This window comes from Pseudoduganella guangdongensis (assembly GCF_009857475.1).
Lineage (GTDB): Bacteria > Pseudomonadota > Gammaproteobacteria > Burkholderiales > Burkholderiaceae_D > Rugamonas > Rugamonas guangdongensis.
Genome location: NZ_WWCJ01000008.1, coordinates 46,473 through 63,056, shown reverse-complemented (window position 1 = coordinate 63,056; position 16,584 = coordinate 46,473). Strand labels below are relative to the sequence as shown.

Below are 16,584 nucleotides of genomic sequence, written 5' to 3'. Positions count from 1 at the left end.
CAGTTTTACTTCGCAGGCGACGCGGCAGGAGCCGCCGCCGCCGGGGCCGACGCTGCCGGGGAAGCCGCAGGCGCGGCAGCCGCTGGCGCAGGGGCGGCGGCAGGCGCTTCCACTGCGGCGGGAACCGAATTCGCAGGAGCCGGGGCCGGAGCCGGGGCCGCCGACGGGATGGCGCCAGCGCCTTCCACCACGGCCGGGGCTTTGACGTTATCCATCACGCCCGCGCCAGCCGACACATTGCCCTTGCTGGCCAGGACCGACAGGCCCAGGGTCGCTGCGAAGAAGATGGCGGCGGCGGCCGCGGTCGACTTGGACAGGAAATTGGAGGAGCCGGAGGCGCCGAACAGGCTGCCGGACGCGCCGGAGCCGAAGGCCGCGCCCATATCGGCGCCCTTACCATGCTGCAGCAATACCAGGCCAATGATCGCCACGGCGGAGATGACCTGCACTACGATAATCAGATTGAACAAAGAGTTCATGCTATTCCTTAAATAATAAAAGTGCCCTGCTTCGCCGGGCGCCACCCGGACTGCGCGGCGCGTGCGCGCCGCGCCGTGTTCTTTATGCCGCGCCGATGATGGCGAGGAAATCCGCCGCCTTCAGTGCCGCGCCGCCAATCAGGCCGCCGTCGATATCCGGCTGCGCCAGCAGTTCGGCGGCGTTTTCCGGCTTCATGCTGCCACCATACAGGATCTGCATGCCGGCCGCAGCTGCCGCATCTTTCTGCGCCACCCGCGCGCGCAGCAGTGCGTGCACTTCCTGCGCCATGGCCGGGGTAGCGGTCTTGCCGGTGCCGATCGCCCATACCGGCTCATAAGCCAGCACGATCTTAGCCAGTTGCCCGGTGCCCAGCACCTCCAGCACCGCATCCAGTTGCGCGCCCACCACGTCGGCGGTCTTGCCAGCCTCGCGCTCGTCCAGCGTCTCGCCCACGCAAACCACCGGCACCAGGCCGGCATTCACCGCCGCCAGGGCCTTCTGCGCGACCAGGGCGCTGCTTTCCTGGTGATAGGAGCGACGCTCCGAGTGGCCGACAAGCGCGAACTTGCTGCCGAAGTCCAGCAGCATGGCCGCCGAGACCTCGCCGGTGAAGGCACCCGAGGCGTGCGCCGACACATCCTGCGAACCCCAGGCGATCGGGCTGCCGGTGAGTTCAGCCTGGCATTGTGCCAGATACGGGGCCGGGACGCAGACCGCGGTATCGGCCTTTGCGTCACCCAGGCCAGCCTTGATACCTGCCAACAGGGTGCTGTTGGCGGCACGGCTGCCGTTCATTTTCCAGTTACCGATTACGAGTTTGCGTCGCATAGTAGCTTAATTTTTAATAACCCGTAATTGTAGCGTGCGCCCCAAAGCCGGGTCAAACGCTAGACTCCACGGCCATGAAAAATAAACTTTCTGACATCTTTTCCGCTTTTGCACTGACCCTGCCGCTGGCCATGCTGGCCGGGGCGCTGTCGCTGGGCGTGGACAGCGGTTCCGCCATCCTGTTCCTGGCCGCCACCGGCGGCACCCTGCTCCTGGCCTGGCCCGCCCTGGCGCTGCGCTGCCAGCACGGGCGCGAGGTCGGACGCCGCCACACCTTCCGCCTGCACCTGGTCGGCAGCCTGCTGCTGTTGCCGCCCGCCGCCAGCGTCATCATGTTCCGCGTGGTCGAGCTGCCGGGCGGCTATGCCGGCGGCATTGTCTTTATGATCATGTGCGCTGCGGGCGCCACTACGGTGCTCGTGGGCTGGCTCGGCGCCGCCATCACCTGCCTGCTGGGCGGGCGCGAGGTGGCGCTATGAGGGCGCTGCTCGGGACGTTGTGGCGTTTCCTCATGGGGTGCGTGGTGGGCTTTTTGCAGGCCCTGGTGCTGGCCATCATCCTGGCGTGGCTGCTAAGGAGTGAAGTTGCCTTCCCTGCCGTGCTGCTGCTGGCGTGGCCGCTGCTCACCTGGCGCAGCCTGCGCCAGCGGCGCGGCGACCAGGAGCGCCCGGCCCTGCTGCGCCGCTCAGTGCTGCCCCTGCTGGCATTGCCGGTGGCGCTGACCTTCCCCGTGCTGGCTTTGATAAAAGGCGCCACGGGCTACGCCGGCGTCGGGGTTGGCATTGTAGGCATATTCGTCCTGCTGCTTGCCTACGCCTTCTGCTGGGGCTCCGCCCTGGTGGCCGGGCTGGCCCACCTGAAAACCCGCACCAAGCCTTAAAGCACCTGCAGCATGATCTTGCCGACATGGGTGCTGCCCTCCATCAAGGCATGCGCCTTGGCGGCCTGCTCCAGCGGGAAGCTCTCATAGATCACCGGCTTGATATCGCCCGCCTCGATCAGCGGCCACACTTTGGCGCGCAGCTGGCGCGCGATGGCGGCCTTGAAGGCCACCGAGCGCGGACGCAGCGTGGAACCGGTGATGGTCAGGCGGCGGCGCAGCACCTGCCCCATGTCCAGCATCCCCTTGCTCCCGCCCAGCAGCGCGATGAGCGCGATGCGGCCGTCGTCGGCCAGGCAGCTGATCTCGCGCGGCAGGTAGTCGCCGCCCACCATATCGAGGATCACATCGACCCCTGTATCGCCGGTCAGCTCGCGCACCACCGCCGCAAAGTCCTCGGTGCGGTAGTTGATGCCGCGCGCCGCGCCCAGCTTCTCGCAAGCGCGCGCCTTGTCGTCGCTGCCCGCGGTGGCGAACACGCGGTGGCCGAGCGCCGTCGCCAGCTGGATTGCCGTCACGCCGATGCCGGACGTGCCGCCCTGTACCAGCAAGGTCTCGCCCCGGCCCAGCTGGGCGCGGTCGAACACATTGCTCCACACGGTAAAGAAGGTCTCCGGCAGCGAGGCCGCCTCCAGCGGCGACAGGCCGCGCGGCACCGGCAGGCATTGCTCGACCGGCGCCGTCACGTACTCCGCGTAGCCACCGCCCTGCACCAGCGCGCACACCATATCGCCCACCTTGAAGCCGCTCGCGGCCAGGTCGCCATCGACGATTTCGCCCGCCACTTCCAGGCCGGGGATATCGGTCGCGCCGGGCGGCGGCGCATAGCTGCCCATGCGCTGGAACACGTCCGGCCGGTTGATGCCGGCGGCGTGCACGCGGATGCGCAGTTCGCCCTGCCCTGCCACCGGCAGCGGGCGTTCGCACAGGCGCAGCACATCGGCCGCGCCGGGTTTCGGGATTTCGATTGCTCGCATCATCGGCTCACCTCTTCGGGAAAGAGGCGATTGTAGCGCTTACACACCGAAACGCGCGCCCATGCCGAGCAGGGTCGCCAGGCCCAGCGCGGCGAACATGGCGGCGGCGATGCCGTGCACCAGCTTGAGCGGGATTTTCGCGGCCAGCTTGTCGCCGGCGAAGACGGCGGGCACGTCGGCGATCAGCATGCCGAGCGTGGTGCCGGCCACCACCAGCAGCGGCTCCGGATAGTGGGCGGCCATGGCCACGGTGGCGACCTGGGTCTTGTCGCCCATCTCGGCCAGGAAAAAGGTCACCAGGGTGGCGCCGAACACGCCGAAGCGGGTGGCGATATTGGTTTCGTCTTCCTCGATCTTGTCCGGCACCAGGGTCCAGGCGGCCATGCCGAGGAAGGACAGGCCCAGCACCCAGCGCAGCACTTCCGGCGTAAGCAGGGAGGTGATCCAGGCGCCTAGCGCGCCGGCCAGGGCGTGGTTGAAGATGGTGGCGACCAGGATGCCGGCCACGATGGGCAGCGGCTTCTTGAAGCGCGCGGCCAGCAGGAAGGCCAGCAGCTGGGTCTTGTCGCCGATTTCGGCCAGGGCGACAACGCCGGTTGAGACGAACAGGGATTCCATGAGGTGTTTGGATGCCGGCCACGTGTGGGGCGCGCATTATAACCCGTGACGGCAGGGTCAGACCCCGACTTCCCGGGTTCAGCCGCCCCCCGTCCGCGAAGCCCGCGGCAACGGCGTCCCCCGCTTCCAGGCCGACGACAGCGCCTGTCCTTCCTCAATCTGCTCCTGCGTCATGCCGCGCGCCACGGCCGCACGCTGCTCCGCCGCATTCGACGACCCGCCCGCCGCCGCCAGGTTCCACAACATATACGCAATCACATTATCCTGCGGCATACCGCCGATGTGGTACCGGTACATCAGCCCCAGCACCTGCTGCGCATCCGCATGCCCCTGCTCCGCCGCCTTGCGGAACCAGGTCACCGCCTCCTTGTGATCCTGGATCACCGCATTGCCGGTGTAGTACATGGCCCCGACCACATACTGCGCATCCGCCTTGCCCTTGGTGGCCGCCTTGCGGTGCCAGGCCAGCGCCTGCTTATAGTCCTGCGGCACGCCCCGCCCCATGTAGTACATCAAGCCGAGCAGATGCTCGGCATCCGTATTGCCCGCCTTGGCCAACGGCAGGATCTCCTTATAGGCCAGCGCATAGTTCTTGTTGTTATACGCCGTGGCCCCTTCCGCAAAGCCGGCATGGGCGCTGGCCTGCAGCCCCAGCGCGATGCCGATTGCGAGTAATACGCCTCGTAGTTTTGTCATGGTGCTTAGAATTTATCTGTTTTATGCACTGCAAATTTTCTTTACTTCCAGCTCACCTTGCCCAGCCCGTCCACGCTGACGTTGCGGTTGGTCGGCTTGCCGTACACGGTCACGGAACCCAGTCCGCTCAGGTTCAGGTTGGCATTCACCGAAGCGTTGATGGTCGCGTTACCCAGGCCGCTCAACTCCAGGTTCACATCTTCCGCCTTGAACTGCTGCGCATTCAGGCCGCCCAGGCCGCCCAGCGTGGCGCGCAGGTTCTTGCTGCGGCCGCCGATCGTGATGTAGCCCGCGCCCTGCAGGTCCAGGTCCACATTCTCGTTCTCGGTCACCCACACATGCATGCTGCCCACGCCGCCCAGGTTGGCCTTCAGTTTCTTGTAGTCGCACACCACCTTCATGCTGCCGGCGCCGTCCAGGGTCAGGTCGATGTGGTCGCCGCTAAAACCGCTCACTTCGGACGTGCCCACGCCATCCGACACCAGCTCGCGCAAGTGCGGCAACACCAGCTCCACCTTCACGGCAGCCGACTTGAGTTTGACGCCACGGCTTTCCGTATCGAGGTAGAGCGTGTCGCCGGTCTGCACCGCCGTCACCTTGCTGACGTAGCGCTTGTCGGTGGTGATGTTCAGGGCCGGCGTGTCGCCGCGGCGCAGCTTGAGGTCGATCACACCGTCGAGCTTGACGCGCACCACGCGCGCATCGATGGCCCGCGATTCCGTGGTCGTGTCCTCAGCGCGGGCCAGGCCCAGGCACAAACAGAACGCGGTCAGCAGCAGGCCAATCTGGAATGGTTTCTTCATCATGTATCCTTGGGAAGTCATCGGCGCATTATCACAGGTTGGCTGCCACCACGACAAAGGGCAGCTCGGGGAAAGCGCTGGTTGCCATATTAATACCACCGAGCAGCAACAGGGTGGCGACGAAGATGGCTTCCATGTGTTTAGCGATTTTCATGTTGCGGCTCCTGGAGACTGGGTTTTTCGATGGTTCCATCTTATCGGCGCCCCCCGCCAGCGTCCCGCCCTATGCGACGAAATGCAAAAAACAGGGAACAGGCGGATAATTCGCCAGCCTTTTTGTCATTCCACAGGGAAATACAATGATCAAGACCCCATCGCTGCTGGCCGCCGTGGCCGCCGCCGCGCTGCTGGCGCCCAGCGCCCATTCCGCCCCGTCCGCCCCCGCTGCGCCGGCCACCGTCAGCGCTGCCCACAAGCTGTACCTGGCCAACTGCGCCCAGTGCCACGGCAAGGCCCTGGAAGGCGCCACCGGGCCCAGCCTGGCCGACGCCGCCTGGCTGCACGGCCAGCCCACCAAGGCCAACCTGGTGCGCCTGATCGGCAAAGGCGTGCCTGAGAAAGGCATGCCCGGCTGGGACAAGCAGCTGAACGCCACCCAAATCAGCCAGCTGGCCGAGTACCTGATGCCGACCAATGTCGCCGCGCGCCAGGCTGCCGGCGCCGCCCCGGCAGCCGTCGGCACGGCCGCGCCGGCCGCCCCTGCCCTCGCCAACCTCAAGCTGCCGAAAGGCTTCCACATCGCCGTCTACGCCGACAAGGTGGAGAGCGCGCGCGAGCTGGCCGTCACCGACAGCGGCCTGGCCTTCGTCGGCTCGCGCAAGGCCGGCAAAGTCTACGCCCTGGTCGATGCCGACAAGGATGGCGTGGCCGAGAAAGTGGTCACCGTGGCCGAAGGCCTGAACAAGCCGATCGGCGTCACGCTGCTCAACGGCGCGCTGTACGTGGGCGAGATTTCGCGCATCATCAAGTTCGACGACATCGAAAAAACCTACGCCAGCAAGCCCGCCTACAAGGTCATCAAGAACGACCTGCCGACCGACACCTGGCACGGCGAGAAGTACATCAAAGCCGGCCCGGACGGCAAGATCTATGTGCCGATCGGCGCGCCCTGCAACGTCTGCGACAAGGACGACGAGGCCTACGCGAAAATCTGGCGCATGAACCCCGACGGCAGCAACTGGGAACTGTTCGCGCGCGGCGTGCGCAACACCGTCGGCTTCACCTGGCACCCGCAAACCAAGGAGATGTGGTTCACCGATAACGGCCGCGATGAGCTGGGCGACAACCTGCCATCGGACGAGTTGAATATCGCGCCGCGCCCCGGCATGCACTTCGGCTTCCCCTACTGCCACGCCGGCGCCCTGCTCGACCCGCAGTTCGGCCAAGGCAAGAACTGCGACAGCTACAGCGCCCCGGTGGCCGCGCTGGGCCCGCACGTGGCGTCGCTCGGCCTGGCCTTCTACACCGGCACCCAGTTCCCCGAACAGTACCGCAACCAGCTGCTGATCGCGGAGCACGGCTCCTGGAACCGCGCCAACAAAATCGGCTACCAGGTGCGCCTGCTGACCCTGCATGGCAACAAGGTGCTGAGCGATACCGCCTTTATTGACGGCTTCCTGCAGAACGAAGAAGTCAGTGGCCGTCCGGTCGATGTCGCCGTGATGCCGGATGGTTCGATACTGGTTTCCGACGACCACGCGCACAAGGTGTATCGCGTTACGTACCGCCCCTGATCGGGCATATGCAAAGCGTATCGGCACCGCGCCTTCAATCAAAATATTGAAATGCCACCCGCTCGCACCAAGGCTATATTGGAAGTGCCTGACATAAATTTATAAAGGCACGCTTGGTCCTGAACGGGAGGCAGACATGAAGCATTCCTTAACTGCCGTCGGCTTGTTACTGGTCGCTGCAAACGCAGCGGCACAGGGCAGCGCCGGCGCAGACCAATCGGTGGTAGTGCCCGCGCAGAAAGCCAAAGCAGAACACCGGCTCATCTCGCCGCAAGACTTCTACCAATACCAGGGCGCCTACGCCCTGTCCAATGGCCAGACCCTGACGCTGACACGCGGCGCCGTCCGCCTGTACGCCCAGCTTGGCCAGCAAGCCCGGCAGGAAATCCACTGGTATGGCGACGGCCGCTTTACAGCCGCCGACGGCAGCCTGACCATGAACATCGTCTGGCTCAACGACGACACCGCAACCGGCGAATTGAGCTTTACGCCGCGCGTGGCCGGCACATCTCCCATCAAAACACATATCGCATTTGCAGCGCGCTGAGCGCTAAGGACATTCTCGGTGCTAGATTGTTTGAGCGCGGAGGACTATAGTGAAAGAGCCAGGTCATTTTGAGACCCTGGCCACACCAAAGCACAATGGAGGTAATCATGAAGCGGCTAGTGGCTGTCAGCAGCTTGTTTGCGTTCGCCTTAACGGCATTCGCACAAAGCAGCGGAGATCAGAAAGTGGTGATTCCCGCCTCGAAAGAGGCACAAACGCAGCGTAGTTATATGTCCCCTGGCGACTTTGCGCGCTACAAAGGTTCATACGAGCTTTCCAACGGCAAGACCCTCTACCTCACGCGCAAAGCGACGCGCATGTATGCCCAGGTTGACGAGCAGACCCAGCACGAAATCACCGGCTCCAGCAGCGGGAAGTTCCAGGCTCTGAACGGCAATATGGCCATGCACCTGGTGTTCGGGGCAGATGATTCAGTCAGCGGTGAGCTGTACTATATCGATGAAACGCAAAAATCCGTGGCCGGCCTGCCGCTGCAAACCACCCATGTCAGGTTCGCCTCCCGCTAAGCACAGCAAAGCGGGATTCAGCTCACGGGCATACGCACCGAGGAAGACGCGCTAGCCGCGGGCACGTCCGGGTCGCCAGCTTGCAAGTTCGCTGGCGGCCTCTTTTTGTTACTGGCGCAGCGCCGTTTCATCCACGCCCGGCTGGCGCACCAGCAGGCCGCGCACCTTACCATCCGCGCCGCGCAGGAATTCCAGGCGCGCTAACGAACCCTCCATAAAGAAGCTGTCCGGCCCGAAAGCCATGATCGGCACGGCATCGCGTCCGTCGCGCTGCAGGGTCAGCTGATCGCCCGCGCGCCGCACCACACGCCGGGTCTGCCCGGCGCCGACATAGGTGCCCACAAAGGCGTCCAGCGCCTCCGGCGCCAGCGCCATCGGCCTGTGCTCCGGGAAGGGCTGGCCGATGGCGATGGCGGCGGCCGTGTAGGCGATGACCTGGGTGTTGAGCGCACCGCCGTTGCCGTTGGTGAGCACCGCGACAAAGACCTGGTCGTCCGGCAGGCGCAAGGCCTGCGCCGTGAAGCCGGGAATGGAGCCGCCGTGGTGGATCATCTTGTGCCCGGCCAGCGTGCCGATATTCCAGCCGTAGCCGTAGTGGCAGGGCGCGCCCTGCGGCAGGCGGCACGCCGTGAAGGCCTGGCGCCAGGTGGCAGGCTTGAGCAGCTTGCCGCCGCTGACCGCCGCCTCCCAGCGCGCCATATCGTCCACCGTGGTCACCAGCGCGCCGGCGGCGTAGGCGATCTTCACGTCGATCTCGGCCACCGGCACAATCTCCTTGCCCGCCAGGCGATAGCCATTGATGCGGCGCCTGGCGCTGCGCTCATTGCCCTCGTGCGCGGTATCGCGCATGCCCAGCGGCTCGAAGATGTTCTGCGCCAGGTATTCGTGGTAGGCCTTGCCGGACAGCTTCTCGATCACCATGCCAAGCAGGAAGTAGCCGGAGTTGCTGTACTTGTGCTGCGTGCCCGGCGCGAATTCCAGGGCTTCGTCCTTGAACATGTCGAGCACCTGGCCGAGCGCCACGTTCTCCTTGGGCAGGCTGCGCATGGCTTTCAGCTCGGTGTAATTGGGAATGCCGGAGGTGTGCTGCAGCAGGTGCTCGATGGTGATGCGCTGGCCCTTGTCCGGAAAGTCCGGCAGATGCTGGCGCACATCGTCCTGCAGCGCAAGCTTGCCCTGCTCCGCCAGCTGGAGGATGGCGACCGCCGTGAACTGCTTGGTAATGGAACCGATACGCAGCAGCATCTCCGGCTGCATCGGCGTTTTTTCCGGCAAGCTGGCCAGGCCGTAGGCCTTGCGGAACAGCGGCTTGCCGTCGCGCGTAACAATCACCGTGGCGCCCGGCCAGTCCGGCTTGAACAGGGGCGCCAGGGCGGCGTCGATGCGCTGCTCCAGTGGCGTTTCCGCCCCTGCCAACGGCGCTTGCAGGAGAATGAGTGCAGTGATCGCTAGTGCTGATAGTTTCGTCATGGCCCGGCCTCCCCGAAAATCCGCATGCTAGCGCCGCCCTGCCGCGCCAGCCACGCCGGGGCGACGAATGGTCGATCCCGGGGGGCGAATGGCGGCAGGCGCCGATCAGTTGAAGGTCAGTTGAGGACGCGCTGCGCGCTTTCGTCGCCGTAAGTACCGTGCAGGACGAAGCCGGTCACCGCCCCATCCGGCCCGCGCATGAAGTCCAGCGTCGACAGCGAGCCTTCGACGAAGAATTTATCCACCGCATAGGGACGCAGCCCGGCTCCCGGCCGCCCCCTGCGTTCGAAGCGCAGGCCGCCGCCATCGAAACTGATGGTGCGCATGCCGCTATCCGCCATACGGTAGCTGCCGGCAAAAGCGGCCAGCGCCAGCTTGGCCATGGGGATGGCGCGCTGCGGCGGGAAAGGATCGCCAGCCGCCATGGCCGCCGCCGTGAAAGCGGCGCGGTCGATGTTCACCACGCTGCGGCTGCCGTTGGACAGCACCGCCACGAACACCTTATCGTCCGGCAGGCGGATCGCCTGGCTGTTAAAGCCGGAAATATCGCCGCCGTGCGACAGCATCCGGTGCCCGCGCAAGCTGCCGGTCAGCCAGCCATAGCCATACGTGCATTTGCCGCCGCCAGGCAGGCGGCATGGCGTGAACGCTTGCTGCCAGCTTTCCGCCGTGAGCAGCTTGCCGGCGCTGATCGCCGCATCCCAGCGCGCCAGGTCGTCCACGGTGGAAACCACGCCGCCCGCCGCATACGGCAGCGCCATGCTGATCTCCGGCGCCGCCCGGTAACCGCCCAAAATGCCCGCGCGATAGCCGGTCACGCGCCGCTTGGCGCTGCGTTCGTGGCCCTCATACGCCGTGTCGCGCATGCCGAGCGGCTCGAAGATGTTCTGCGCGATGAAATCCGCATACGACAGGCCGGACGCCTTTTCTATGATCGCGCCCAGCAGGACATAGCCCGAATTGCTGTAAGCCCAGCGCTCGCCCGGCGTAAAGTCCAGCGCATCGTCCTTGAAGAAGTCGATCACCTGCTGCACGCTCTTGTCCTTGTCCTCCACCATCGCGAAGCTGAACATATTGGTGTAGCTGGGAAGCCCCGCCGTGTGCTGCAGCAGCTGCGCAATGGTGATGCGCTGGCCCCGCGTGGGATAGTCCGGCAGCAGGCGCGTAACATCATCCTGCAACGTCAGCTTGCCCTGCTCCGCCAGCATCAGGATTGCCACCGCCGTGAACTGCTTGGTAATGGAGCCGAGCCGCAGCTGCATATCCGCCTGCAGCGGCGTCCCCGCATCCACGTCCGCCAGGCCGTAGCCTTTGCGCAGGACCGGCACCCCGTCCTTGACCACAATCACCGTGGCGCCCGGCGCATTGGGTTTGAACATGGGCGCCAAGGCGGCATCCAGCCGCTGCGCCAGCGGCGCCTCGGCCCGCACCGGCGCGGCTATGGCCACTAACAGCGCCAGGAAAATCGGCCTGACGGTAGTCAACTTCACTTGGCGGCCGGCTTGCTGATCTTGCCATGCACCTGGTTCACCATCATCAGCCCCGCAGAGCCGAAGTGGGTGTGATACTCGGCCACCATTTCGCCCTTGGCGATGACAGGATCGGTCGCCACCAGGGCCTTGGCCTCGTCGATGCTCTCCACCGCGAAAATGAAGATGCCGCGCGCGCCATCCACCCCATCCAGCGGGCCGGCGTAAGCCAGCTTGCGCTCATTGGCCAGGCGCTGGATATTGGCCATGTGGCCGGCGAACATTTCCGTGCGCTCGGGCCCGGCCGGCACCTTGTTCGGCCCGCTGCGCAACAGCACGAACACATAACGGCGCATGCCGTTGTCGTTGCCGCCCAGGGACTTGGCCAGTTCCGCATCGTATGCCGGCGCCGTCTGCGCCTGCGCCGCACCACCCCATGCCAGCGCCACCAGCAACACCGCGTATGCGAATGGTTTCATTCCGTCTCCCCAGGCTATTTGAATTGCCTAGAGTGTAACGTCAGCGCAAGGCTTGCGCCACCTGGTCGGCGAACGCCATGCCATACAGGTGGGAGGCCAGTTGAACCGTCAGCATGGCGCACATTGCGGGGTTATCGTGGTGCAACATGCACCGCTCGGCGTGGCGGGTGGCGAAGGCGTCCGCCTCGACCTGGTTAGGGTCGGCGGCAAAGGTATGGGCCGAGGCCAAAGCGGTAAGCAGCACGGCCCCGCTGGTGCGGGCAAAAGACATGGCATCTCCTGAAAGCTTGCTTGAATTCCGATGCTACGCCGGCATTATTTCGCCTCCATGACGGGGAATGTTTCCATTTTACAAAGCATCTGTTGCCCTCATTAAACGGAACTTACTAGAAACTTCCCTCCGCGCATCGGTTTACTGTAGGATGCTCCACTTAGTGATGATTCACTTGCGAAAAATCAATGCAATAGGGAAAAAGGATGGAATTTCGGTTGGGCGTTAGCGCCATTGCCAGCTCGCAAAGCGCGCGCTCCTATTCCGGCAAAGCCTCCCTGTTGGCCAAGCTCGCGTGTGCCGCTGCCCTCCTCCTGGCCACCGGCGCCGAGATCAAACGCTGGTATTACTCGGCCTCGCACCAGGCGCCCGCCGCCATGCTGATCGAACCGGCCCAGCGCGGCAAAATCAGTTTCGTCCCGCGCAGCGCCACCCTGCTCCCCAAACCGCCCAACGCCCCGTCGGCCCACGCCAGCGCGATCACGCCCCTGCCTGGCGGCCGCATGGCAGCCTTCTGGTGGGCCGGCAGCCGCGAAAGCGGCCCCGATGTCAAAGTCTACGCCGCGCACTGGATCGATGGCAAGTGGTCGCAACCGTGGGAAGTGGCCAGCCGCAACAGCCTGGGCGCCGCCCTCGGATACGGCGTGCGCCGCATCGGCAACCCGGTGGCCTGGGGCTCGGCCGATGGCCGCATCGACCTATTCGTGGTAGCCACCGGCCTGGGTGGCTGGGCCGCCTCGCGCATCGTGCAGCTGGTGTCGCACGACGAGGGCAGAAGCTTCACCGTCAAACGCCTGCTGCCCTTGTCGCCCTTGTTCAACACCAGCACCCTGGTGCGCACCACCCCGGTCGGCCTGGCCGACGGCGGCTGGCTGCTGCCGGCCTATTTTGAAATGGGCATCAAGTACCCGATGATGCTGGCCTTCGACCCGGCCGGCGACCCGCGCTGGATGTCGCGCATCGGCCAGCGCACCGCCGCCCTGCAGCCGACCATTGTGCCGATATCGCAGTCCGAAGTGCACGCCTGGATGCGCGACTCCAGCAGCGAGCAGAAAGTCCAGCACGCGCGCAGCAGCGACGGCGGCGTGAACTGGGACGACCTGCCGCCGCTCGACCTGCCCAACCAGAGCACCTCGCTCAGCGCCGTGCGCCTGAGCAATGGCAGCATCGCCCTGTTGCACAACCACGTGGTGCCGGGCGGCTCCGACCGCAATATCCTGCGCCTGTCGGTCACCGACAATGGCCGCAACTGGTCGCGCGTGATCGACGTTGCGCAAGGCAGCGCCGGCGAAGAATTCTCCTATCCCGACCTGCACCAGGTCGGCAACGAGCTGCACATCACCTACACCTCGCGCCGCGAGGCCATTGCCCACCACGTCATCGACCTCGAATTCGGAGGAAGTCCGGAATGACCCTGCCCGACCTGGTACTGCAAGGTACCTACGGCAGGCTGGCATGGGCGGTGGTGTTCGCCGCTGCTTTTGCCGCCCTGCTGCCAGCATCCCTGCAACGCTCGCGCCGCGCCGTCGCCCTGCTGCTCGCCAGCCTGATGCTGCTGATGATGCTGCCGGGCCAATACTCGCCCGCCTACTGGATCGCGCTGGCCGTGCAATGGCCAAGCGGCCTGCTGGCCGGCCTGTGCCTGGTGCGCCTGGCCCGCCCCTGGCGCGCTGCCGGCGCGGAAGAAGGCATGCCCCTTCTGATGGCAGCGGCGCTGGCCCTGCTCGGCCTGCTGCTCTACCTGGACGCCCTGGGCATGGTGCACCTGGGCCTGTATTACTGGGGTTTCGGCCCGCGCGCCGCGCCGCTCCTGGCGCTGGCCTTGATGGCGCTGTGCGCGGCCGGCATTGCGCGCGGCATCAAGCAGGCCCACCTGTTCGCCCTGCTCGGCGCCCTGGCCCTGTTTGCCGTGCTGCGCCTGCCCACCGGTAACCTGTGGGACGCCCTGCTCGATCCCCTGCTGTGGATCTGGGCGGTGGTGTCGCTGGCAATCAAAACGATCAAAATCAAACAAGGAGTAGTTCAGTGGTAAATCGCAAATGGTATGCGCATCCAGTGCTGTTGACTGGTATCGCCATCAATGTGTTCGTATTGTTGCTGGCCGTGGGCGCGCGAGGCTCCAGCGAGCAATTGGCGCGCCTGGTCACCGAAGACGGGCTGGTCGAATGGATGCAGTTCCTCTCCTTCGCCATGACCGCCGGCCTGCTGCTGTTCGCCGGCGTGGAACGCTGGAAGCGCGGCAAGCTTGACCTGACCACCCTCGGCATCCTGGGCCTGGGCCTGGTGGTGGCGGCGGCCGCCATGGAAGAAGTGAGCTGGTTCCAGCGCGTGCTCAATGTGCAGTCCTCCGAATTCTTCGCACAGAACAACCGCCAGGGCGAAACCAACCTGCACAACCTGGCCATCGGCAGCAGCGGCAGCATCCACAAGACCATCATGCTCAAGCTGATCCTGCTGGTCGGCCTGACCCACAACGTGGTGCTGCCCCTGCTGGCGCGCAGCCGCCCCGCCGTGCGCAACTTCGTTGAGAAATTCGGCGTCTACCTGCCGCCGCTGCCGGTAGCGCTGGTCTACCTGGTGCTGGTGGCCCTGTCGCACGTGCTGATCGAGCATCCGCGCAAAGGCGAGCTGGGCGAAATGTTCGGCGCCGTGCACTATATGAGCACCGCCTTCGCCGCCTACTTCCTGGGTCACGGCTACGGCCAGCCGGCAGTGTTCCAGCAGCCGGGCGAAAGCCGCCTGCTCGATAAGCTGTTCAGCTGCCTGATGCTGTTCCTGCTGTTGACCGCATGGCTGCTGGCGGCAGGCACCGGCGTCGAGAAGTACCTGGCATCATGAACCGAGCAGCCGTCCGCATTGCCCGTCTGACCAAATGGGCGGGCCCTTACGCTACCCTGCTGCAGATGCTGGTTGCCGGTCTGCTGCTCCTCTCCGTTTCACGCTTTGCCCTGGTGGCCTGGCAATGGGATCGCGTCAGCGCCACCGGCATTGTTGGTGAAATCCTGGTGCAAGGCGTGCGCGCCGACCTGATCCTGCTCGGCTACCTGCTGGTGCTGCCGCTGCTGCTGGCGCCCGTGCTGGCACAACGCTATTCCGAACGCGCCTGGAAGACATTCAGCGTGGCCTGGGCCAGTTTCGGGCTGCTGTTCATCGTCTTCATGGAACTGTCCACGCCGCAGTTCATCATGCAGTACGACTTCCGCCCGAACCGCCTGTTCGTCGAATACCTGTCCTACCCCAAAGAGGTCGCCGCCACGCTGTGGAACGGCTTCCGCTTGGCCGTTATCGCCGGCATCAGCGGCACCATCCTGCTGTCGGTGCTGTTGTACCGCATGCTCAAGTCGGCGGCCTCCCATACCGGCATGTGGTCGCCCAAAGTGCTGCTGCTGACATGGCCTCTGCTGGTGCTGGTGCTGGCCTTCCAGATCCGCTCCACCACCGCCCATCGCCCGGCCAACCCGGCCACCTTCGCCCTGACCGGCGACGCCATGGTCAACTCCATCATCATCAACTCGCCATGGTCGGTGATCGACGCCATTGCCTCGATGCGCAAGGAAGCCAACTCCTCCGAGATCTACGGCGATTTCCCGCGTGAGAAAGTATTCCCGACCGTGACCGCCGCGCCGTGGCTGCGCGACTATCAGTTCAACAACCCCGAGCTGCCCACCCTGCACGCGCAGGAAGCCGCCATCAAGCGCGACAAGCCGCTCAACCTGGTGATCGTGCTGGAAGAAAGCCTGGGCGCCACCTTTGTGCAATCGCTGGGCGGCCTGCCGGTTACGCCGGAGCTGGAGAAGCTGAAGAACGAAGGCTGGTGGTTTGAGCAGCTGTACGCCACCGGCACCCGCTCCGTGCGCGGCATCGAAGCCGTGGTGGCGGGCAATGCGCCAACGCCGGCGCGCAGCGTGGTCAAGCTCTCGCTGGCGCAGCAGAATTTCTACACCCTGGCCATGGGCCTGGGCAAGCAAGGCTACAACACGGAATTCGTCTACGGCGGCGAAGCGCACTTCGACAATATGCGCAGCTTCTTCACCGGCAACGGCTTCCAGAACGTGGTGGACCGGGGCGATATGCAGCCCAAGTTCGTCGGCAGCTGGGGCGCATCCGATGAAGACCTGTTCGACAAATCGCTGGAGCGCCTGAAAACGCTGCATGCGCAGGACAAGCCCTTCTTCAGCCTGATTTTCAGCTCCTCCAACCACGAGCCGTTCGAATTCCCGGACGGGAAAATCGAACTGCACGACCCGGCCAAGCAAACGGTCAACAACGCCGTGAAATACGCCGACTACGCGCTGGGCAAATTCATCGCCGCCGCCAAGAAGGAAGCATACTGGCAGGACACCGTCTTCCTGATCGTGGCCGACCACGACAACCGCGTCTACGGCAACAGCCTGGTGCCGATCAAGAAATTCCACATCCCCGGCCTGATCCTGGGCGCCGACGTGCAGCCGAAGCGTATTACCACCCTGGCCAGCCAGATCGACCTGGGCCCGACTTTGCTTTCCCTGATGGGCATATCGAGCAGCCACCCGATGATCGGCCGCGACTTTGTGAAGGACGGCACCAGCCCGGGCCGCGCCATTATGCAGTTCGATAACTACTTCACCTGGCTGGAAGGGAAAACCGCGACCATCCTGCGCCCCGGCCAGGCGCCGCTGATCGGCAACTACGATTTCGGCAAAGGCGAACTGCACCTGACCGACATCAAGCCCACCGAGGCCCAGGTCGACAAGGCCATGGCCCACGTGATTGCGCCGTCGCTGTTGTACCGTGAGCAGCGCTATCGACTGACGAAGTAAAATGGGC

The 16,584-nt window shown here is 65.0% G+C and carries 20 protein-coding genes; 9 read left to right on the top strand and 11 right to left on the bottom strand.

All coding sequences use genetic code 11. The annotated features are described in order from the left end of the window. Positions 1-5 precede the first annotated feature (5 nt). Both secG and tpiA read right to left on the bottom strand, forming a co-directional pair. Positions 6-479 carry a preprotein translocase subunit SecG gene (gene secG, locus GTP41_RS12620; protein ID WP_161025932.1) on the bottom strand — a complete coding sequence of 158 codons (474 nt, stop codon included), beginning with the start codon at positions 477-479 and terminating at the stop codon, positions 6-8. An 82-nt stretch (positions 480-561) separates the two neighbouring features. Beyond that, complete coding sequence (tpiA, locus tag GTP41_RS12615; RefSeq protein ID WP_161025931.1) at positions 562-1,308, bottom strand: triose-phosphate isomerase; 747 nt, start codon at positions 1,306-1,308, stop codon at positions 562-564. Positions 1,309-1,382: 74 nt separating this feature from the next. Between tpiA and GTP41_RS12610 the strand changes: the two genes are divergently transcribed. Together GTP41_RS12610 and GTP41_RS12605 are read left to right on the top strand one after the other, a co-directional pair. Next, positions 1,383-1,787 (top strand): hypothetical protein, encoded by a 405-nt coding sequence (locus tag GTP41_RS12610; protein WP_161025930.1) that lies wholly within the window; start codon positions 1,383-1,385, stop codon positions 1,785-1,787. Further along, positions 1,784-2,188 (top strand): hypothetical protein, encoded by a 405-nt coding sequence (locus tag GTP41_RS12605; protein ID WP_161025929.1) that lies wholly within the window; start codon positions 1,784-1,786, stop codon positions 2,186-2,188. Before GTP41_RS12610 ends, GTP41_RS12605 begins: the two co-directional genes overlap by 4 nt. Here the strand turns inward: GTP41_RS12605 and GTP41_RS12600 are convergent. From GTP41_RS12600 to GTP41_RS27660, 5 genes are all read right to left on the bottom strand, one after another. Beyond that, complete coding sequence (locus tag GTP41_RS12600) at positions 2,185-3,165, bottom strand: NAD(P)H-quinone oxidoreductase (RefSeq protein WP_161026120.1); 981 nt, start codon at positions 3,163-3,165, stop codon at positions 2,185-2,187. The two genes, GTP41_RS12605 and GTP41_RS12600, sit on opposite strands and share 4 nt — an antisense overlap. Positions 3,166-3,204: 39 nt before the next feature. Then, complete coding sequence (locus GTP41_RS12595) at positions 3,205-3,783, bottom strand: TMEM165/GDT1 family protein (protein ID WP_161025928.1); 579 nt, start codon at positions 3,781-3,783, stop codon at positions 3,205-3,207. Positions 3,784-3,861: 78 nt separating this feature from the next. Continuing rightward, the gene (locus GTP41_RS12590; RefSeq protein ID WP_161025927.1) at positions 3,862-4,479 is read right to left on the bottom strand and encodes a tetratricopeptide repeat protein; all 618 of its coding nucleotides are present in this window, start codon (positions 4,477-4,479) and stop codon (positions 3,862-3,864) included. A 41-nt stretch (positions 4,480-4,520) separates the two neighbouring features. Continuing rightward, positions 4,521-5,285: a GIN domain-containing protein gene (locus GTP41_RS12585; protein WP_308700852.1), complete on the bottom strand. Its 765-nt coding sequence runs from the start codon at positions 5,283-5,285 to the stop codon at positions 4,521-4,523. 28 nt (positions 5,286-5,313) lie between these two features. After that, positions 5,314-5,436 carry a hypothetical protein gene (locus GTP41_RS27660; RefSeq protein WP_260115184.1) on the bottom strand — a complete coding sequence of 41 codons (123 nt, stop codon included), beginning with the start codon at positions 5,434-5,436 and terminating at the stop codon, positions 5,314-5,316. Positions 5,437-5,581: 145 nt separating this feature from the next. On the opposite strand from GTP41_RS27660, the gene GTP41_RS12580 reads away from it, so the two are divergent. The 3 genes from GTP41_RS12580 to GTP41_RS12570 all read left to right on the top strand — a co-directional run bounded on the left by GTP41_RS12580 (position 5,582) and on the right by GTP41_RS12570 (position 8,089). Next, positions 5,582-7,015, top strand: a complete 1,434-nt coding sequence (locus GTP41_RS12580; RefSeq protein WP_161025926.1) for a DUF7133 domain-containing protein — start codon at positions 5,582-5,584, stop codon at positions 7,013-7,015. Positions 7,016-7,151: 136 nt separating this feature from the next. After that, the gene (locus GTP41_RS12575) at positions 7,152-7,562 is read left to right on the top strand and encodes a hypothetical protein (protein ID WP_161025925.1); all 411 of its coding nucleotides are present in this window, start codon (positions 7,152-7,154) and stop codon (positions 7,560-7,562) included. A 107-nt stretch (positions 7,563-7,669) separates the two neighbouring features. Then, positions 7,670-8,089, top strand: a complete 420-nt coding sequence (locus tag GTP41_RS12570; RefSeq protein WP_161025924.1) for a hypothetical protein — start codon at positions 7,670-7,672, stop codon at positions 8,087-8,089. 108 nt (positions 8,090-8,197) lie between these two features. Here GTP41_RS12570 and GTP41_RS12565 read toward each other — a convergent pair whose 3' ends face one another. The 4 genes from GTP41_RS12565 to GTP41_RS12550 form a co-directional block, all read right to left on the bottom strand. Beyond that, complete coding sequence (locus GTP41_RS12565; protein ID WP_161025923.1) at positions 8,198-9,559, bottom strand: serine hydrolase; 1,362 nt, start codon at positions 9,557-9,559, stop codon at positions 8,198-8,200. A 116-nt stretch (positions 9,560-9,675) separates the two neighbouring features. Next, entirely contained in the window at positions 9,676-11,049 is a 1,374-nt protein-coding gene (locus GTP41_RS12560) for a serine hydrolase (protein WP_161025922.1), read from the bottom strand. Further along, positions 11,046-11,507 (bottom strand): YciI family protein, encoded by a 462-nt coding sequence (locus tag GTP41_RS12555; protein ID WP_161025921.1) that lies wholly within the window; start codon positions 11,505-11,507, stop codon positions 11,046-11,048. Before GTP41_RS12555 ends, GTP41_RS12560 begins: the two co-directional genes overlap by 4 nt. 40 nt (positions 11,508-11,547) lie before the next feature. Next, positions 11,548-11,778: a hypothetical protein gene (locus GTP41_RS12550; protein WP_161025920.1), complete on the bottom strand. Its 231-nt coding sequence runs from the start codon at positions 11,776-11,778 to the stop codon at positions 11,548-11,550. A 206-nt stretch (positions 11,779-11,984) separates the two neighbouring features. On the opposite strand from GTP41_RS12550, the gene GTP41_RS12545 reads away from it, so the two are divergent. From GTP41_RS12545 to GTP41_RS12530, 4 genes are read left to right on the top strand one after another with little or no spacing between them, the layout of a single operon-like run. Further along, on the top strand, positions 11,985-13,190 hold the full coding sequence (locus GTP41_RS12545) for a sialidase family protein (RefSeq protein ID WP_161025919.1): 1,206 nt from the start codon (positions 11,985-11,987) through the stop codon (positions 13,188-13,190). Further along, positions 13,187-13,810: a hypothetical protein gene (locus tag GTP41_RS12540; protein ID WP_161025918.1), complete on the top strand. Its 624-nt coding sequence runs from the start codon at positions 13,187-13,189 to the stop codon at positions 13,808-13,810. Before GTP41_RS12545 ends, GTP41_RS12540 begins: the two co-directional genes overlap by 4 nt. Next, positions 13,804-14,616 carry a hypothetical protein gene (locus GTP41_RS12535; protein ID WP_371867351.1) on the top strand — a complete coding sequence of 271 codons (813 nt, stop codon included), beginning with the start codon at positions 13,804-13,806 and terminating at the stop codon, positions 14,614-14,616. The genes GTP41_RS12540 and GTP41_RS12535 overlap by 7 nt, the downstream gene beginning before the upstream one ends. Further along, positions 14,613-16,577 (top strand): LTA synthase family protein, encoded by a 1,965-nt coding sequence (locus tag GTP41_RS12530; protein ID WP_229502838.1) that lies wholly within the window; start codon positions 14,613-14,615, stop codon positions 16,575-16,577. The genes GTP41_RS12535 and GTP41_RS12530 overlap by 4 nt, the downstream gene beginning before the upstream one ends. Positions 16,578-16,584 lie beyond the last annotated feature (7 nt).

What these genes read in the sequence shown, in the direction of transcription:
- GTP41_RS12565 (WP_161025923.1), bottom strand. Translation starts at nt 9,559, where the DNA reads ATGACGAAACTATCAGCACTAGCGATCACTGCACTCATTCTCCTGCAA.
- GTP41_RS12575 (WP_161025925.1), top strand. Translation starts at nt 7,152, where the DNA reads ATGAAGCATTCCTTAACTGCCGTCGGCTTGTTACTGGTCGCTGCAAAC.
- GTP41_RS12580 (WP_161025926.1), top strand. Translation starts at nt 5,582, where the DNA reads ATGATCAAGACCCCATCGCTGCTGGCCGCCGTGGCCGCCGCCGCGCTG.
- GTP41_RS12550 (WP_161025920.1), bottom strand. Translation starts at nt 11,778, where the DNA reads ATGTCTTTTGCCCGCACCAGCGGGGCCGTGCTGCTTACCGCTTTGGCC.
- GTP41_RS12610 (WP_161025930.1), top strand. Translation starts at nt 1,383, where the DNA reads ATGAAAAATAAACTTTCTGACATCTTTTCCGCTTTTGCACTGACCCTG.
- secG (WP_161025932.1), bottom strand. Translation starts at nt 479, where the DNA reads ATGAACTCTTTGTTCAATCTGATTATCGTAGTGCAGGTCATCTCCGCC.
- GTP41_RS12570 (WP_161025924.1), top strand. Translation starts at nt 7,670, where the DNA reads ATGAAGCGGCTAGTGGCTGTCAGCAGCTTGTTTGCGTTCGCCTTAACG.
- GTP41_RS12590 (WP_161025927.1), bottom strand. Translation starts at nt 4,479, where the DNA reads ATGACAAAACTACGAGGCGTATTACTCGCAATCGGCATCGCGCTGGGG.
- GTP41_RS12585 (WP_308700852.1), bottom strand. Translation starts at nt 5,285, where the DNA reads ATGATGAAGAAACCATTCCAGATTGGCCTGCTGCTGACCGCGTTCTGT.
- GTP41_RS27660 (WP_260115184.1), bottom strand. Translation starts at nt 5,436, where the DNA reads ATGAAAATCGCTAAACACATGGAAGCCATCTTCGTCGCCACCCTGTTG.
- GTP41_RS12595 (WP_161025928.1), bottom strand. Translation starts at nt 3,783, where the DNA reads ATGGAATCCCTGTTCGTCTCAACCGGCGTTGTCGCCCTGGCCGAAATC.
- GTP41_RS12540 (WP_161025918.1), top strand. Translation starts at nt 13,187, where the DNA reads ATGACCCTGCCCGACCTGGTACTGCAAGGTACCTACGGCAGGCTGGCA.
- GTP41_RS12555 (WP_161025921.1), bottom strand. Translation starts at nt 11,507, where the DNA reads ATGAAACCATTCGCATACGCGGTGTTGCTGGTGGCGCTGGCATGGGGT.
- GTP41_RS12600 (WP_161026120.1), bottom strand. Translation starts at nt 3,165, where the DNA reads ATGCGAGCAATCGAAATCCCGAAACCCGGCGCGGCCGATGTGCTGCGC.
- GTP41_RS12605 (WP_161025929.1), top strand. Translation starts at nt 1,784, where the DNA reads ATGAGGGCGCTGCTCGGGACGTTGTGGCGTTTCCTCATGGGGTGCGTG.
- GTP41_RS12530 (WP_229502838.1), top strand. Translation starts at nt 14,613, where the DNA reads ATGAACCGAGCAGCCGTCCGCATTGCCCGTCTGACCAAATGGGCGGGC.
- tpiA (WP_161025931.1), bottom strand. Translation starts at nt 1,308, where the DNA reads ATGCGACGCAAACTCGTAATCGGTAACTGGAAAATGAACGGCAGCCGT.
- GTP41_RS12545 (WP_161025919.1), top strand. Translation starts at nt 11,985, where the DNA reads ATGGAATTTCGGTTGGGCGTTAGCGCCATTGCCAGCTCGCAAAGCGCG.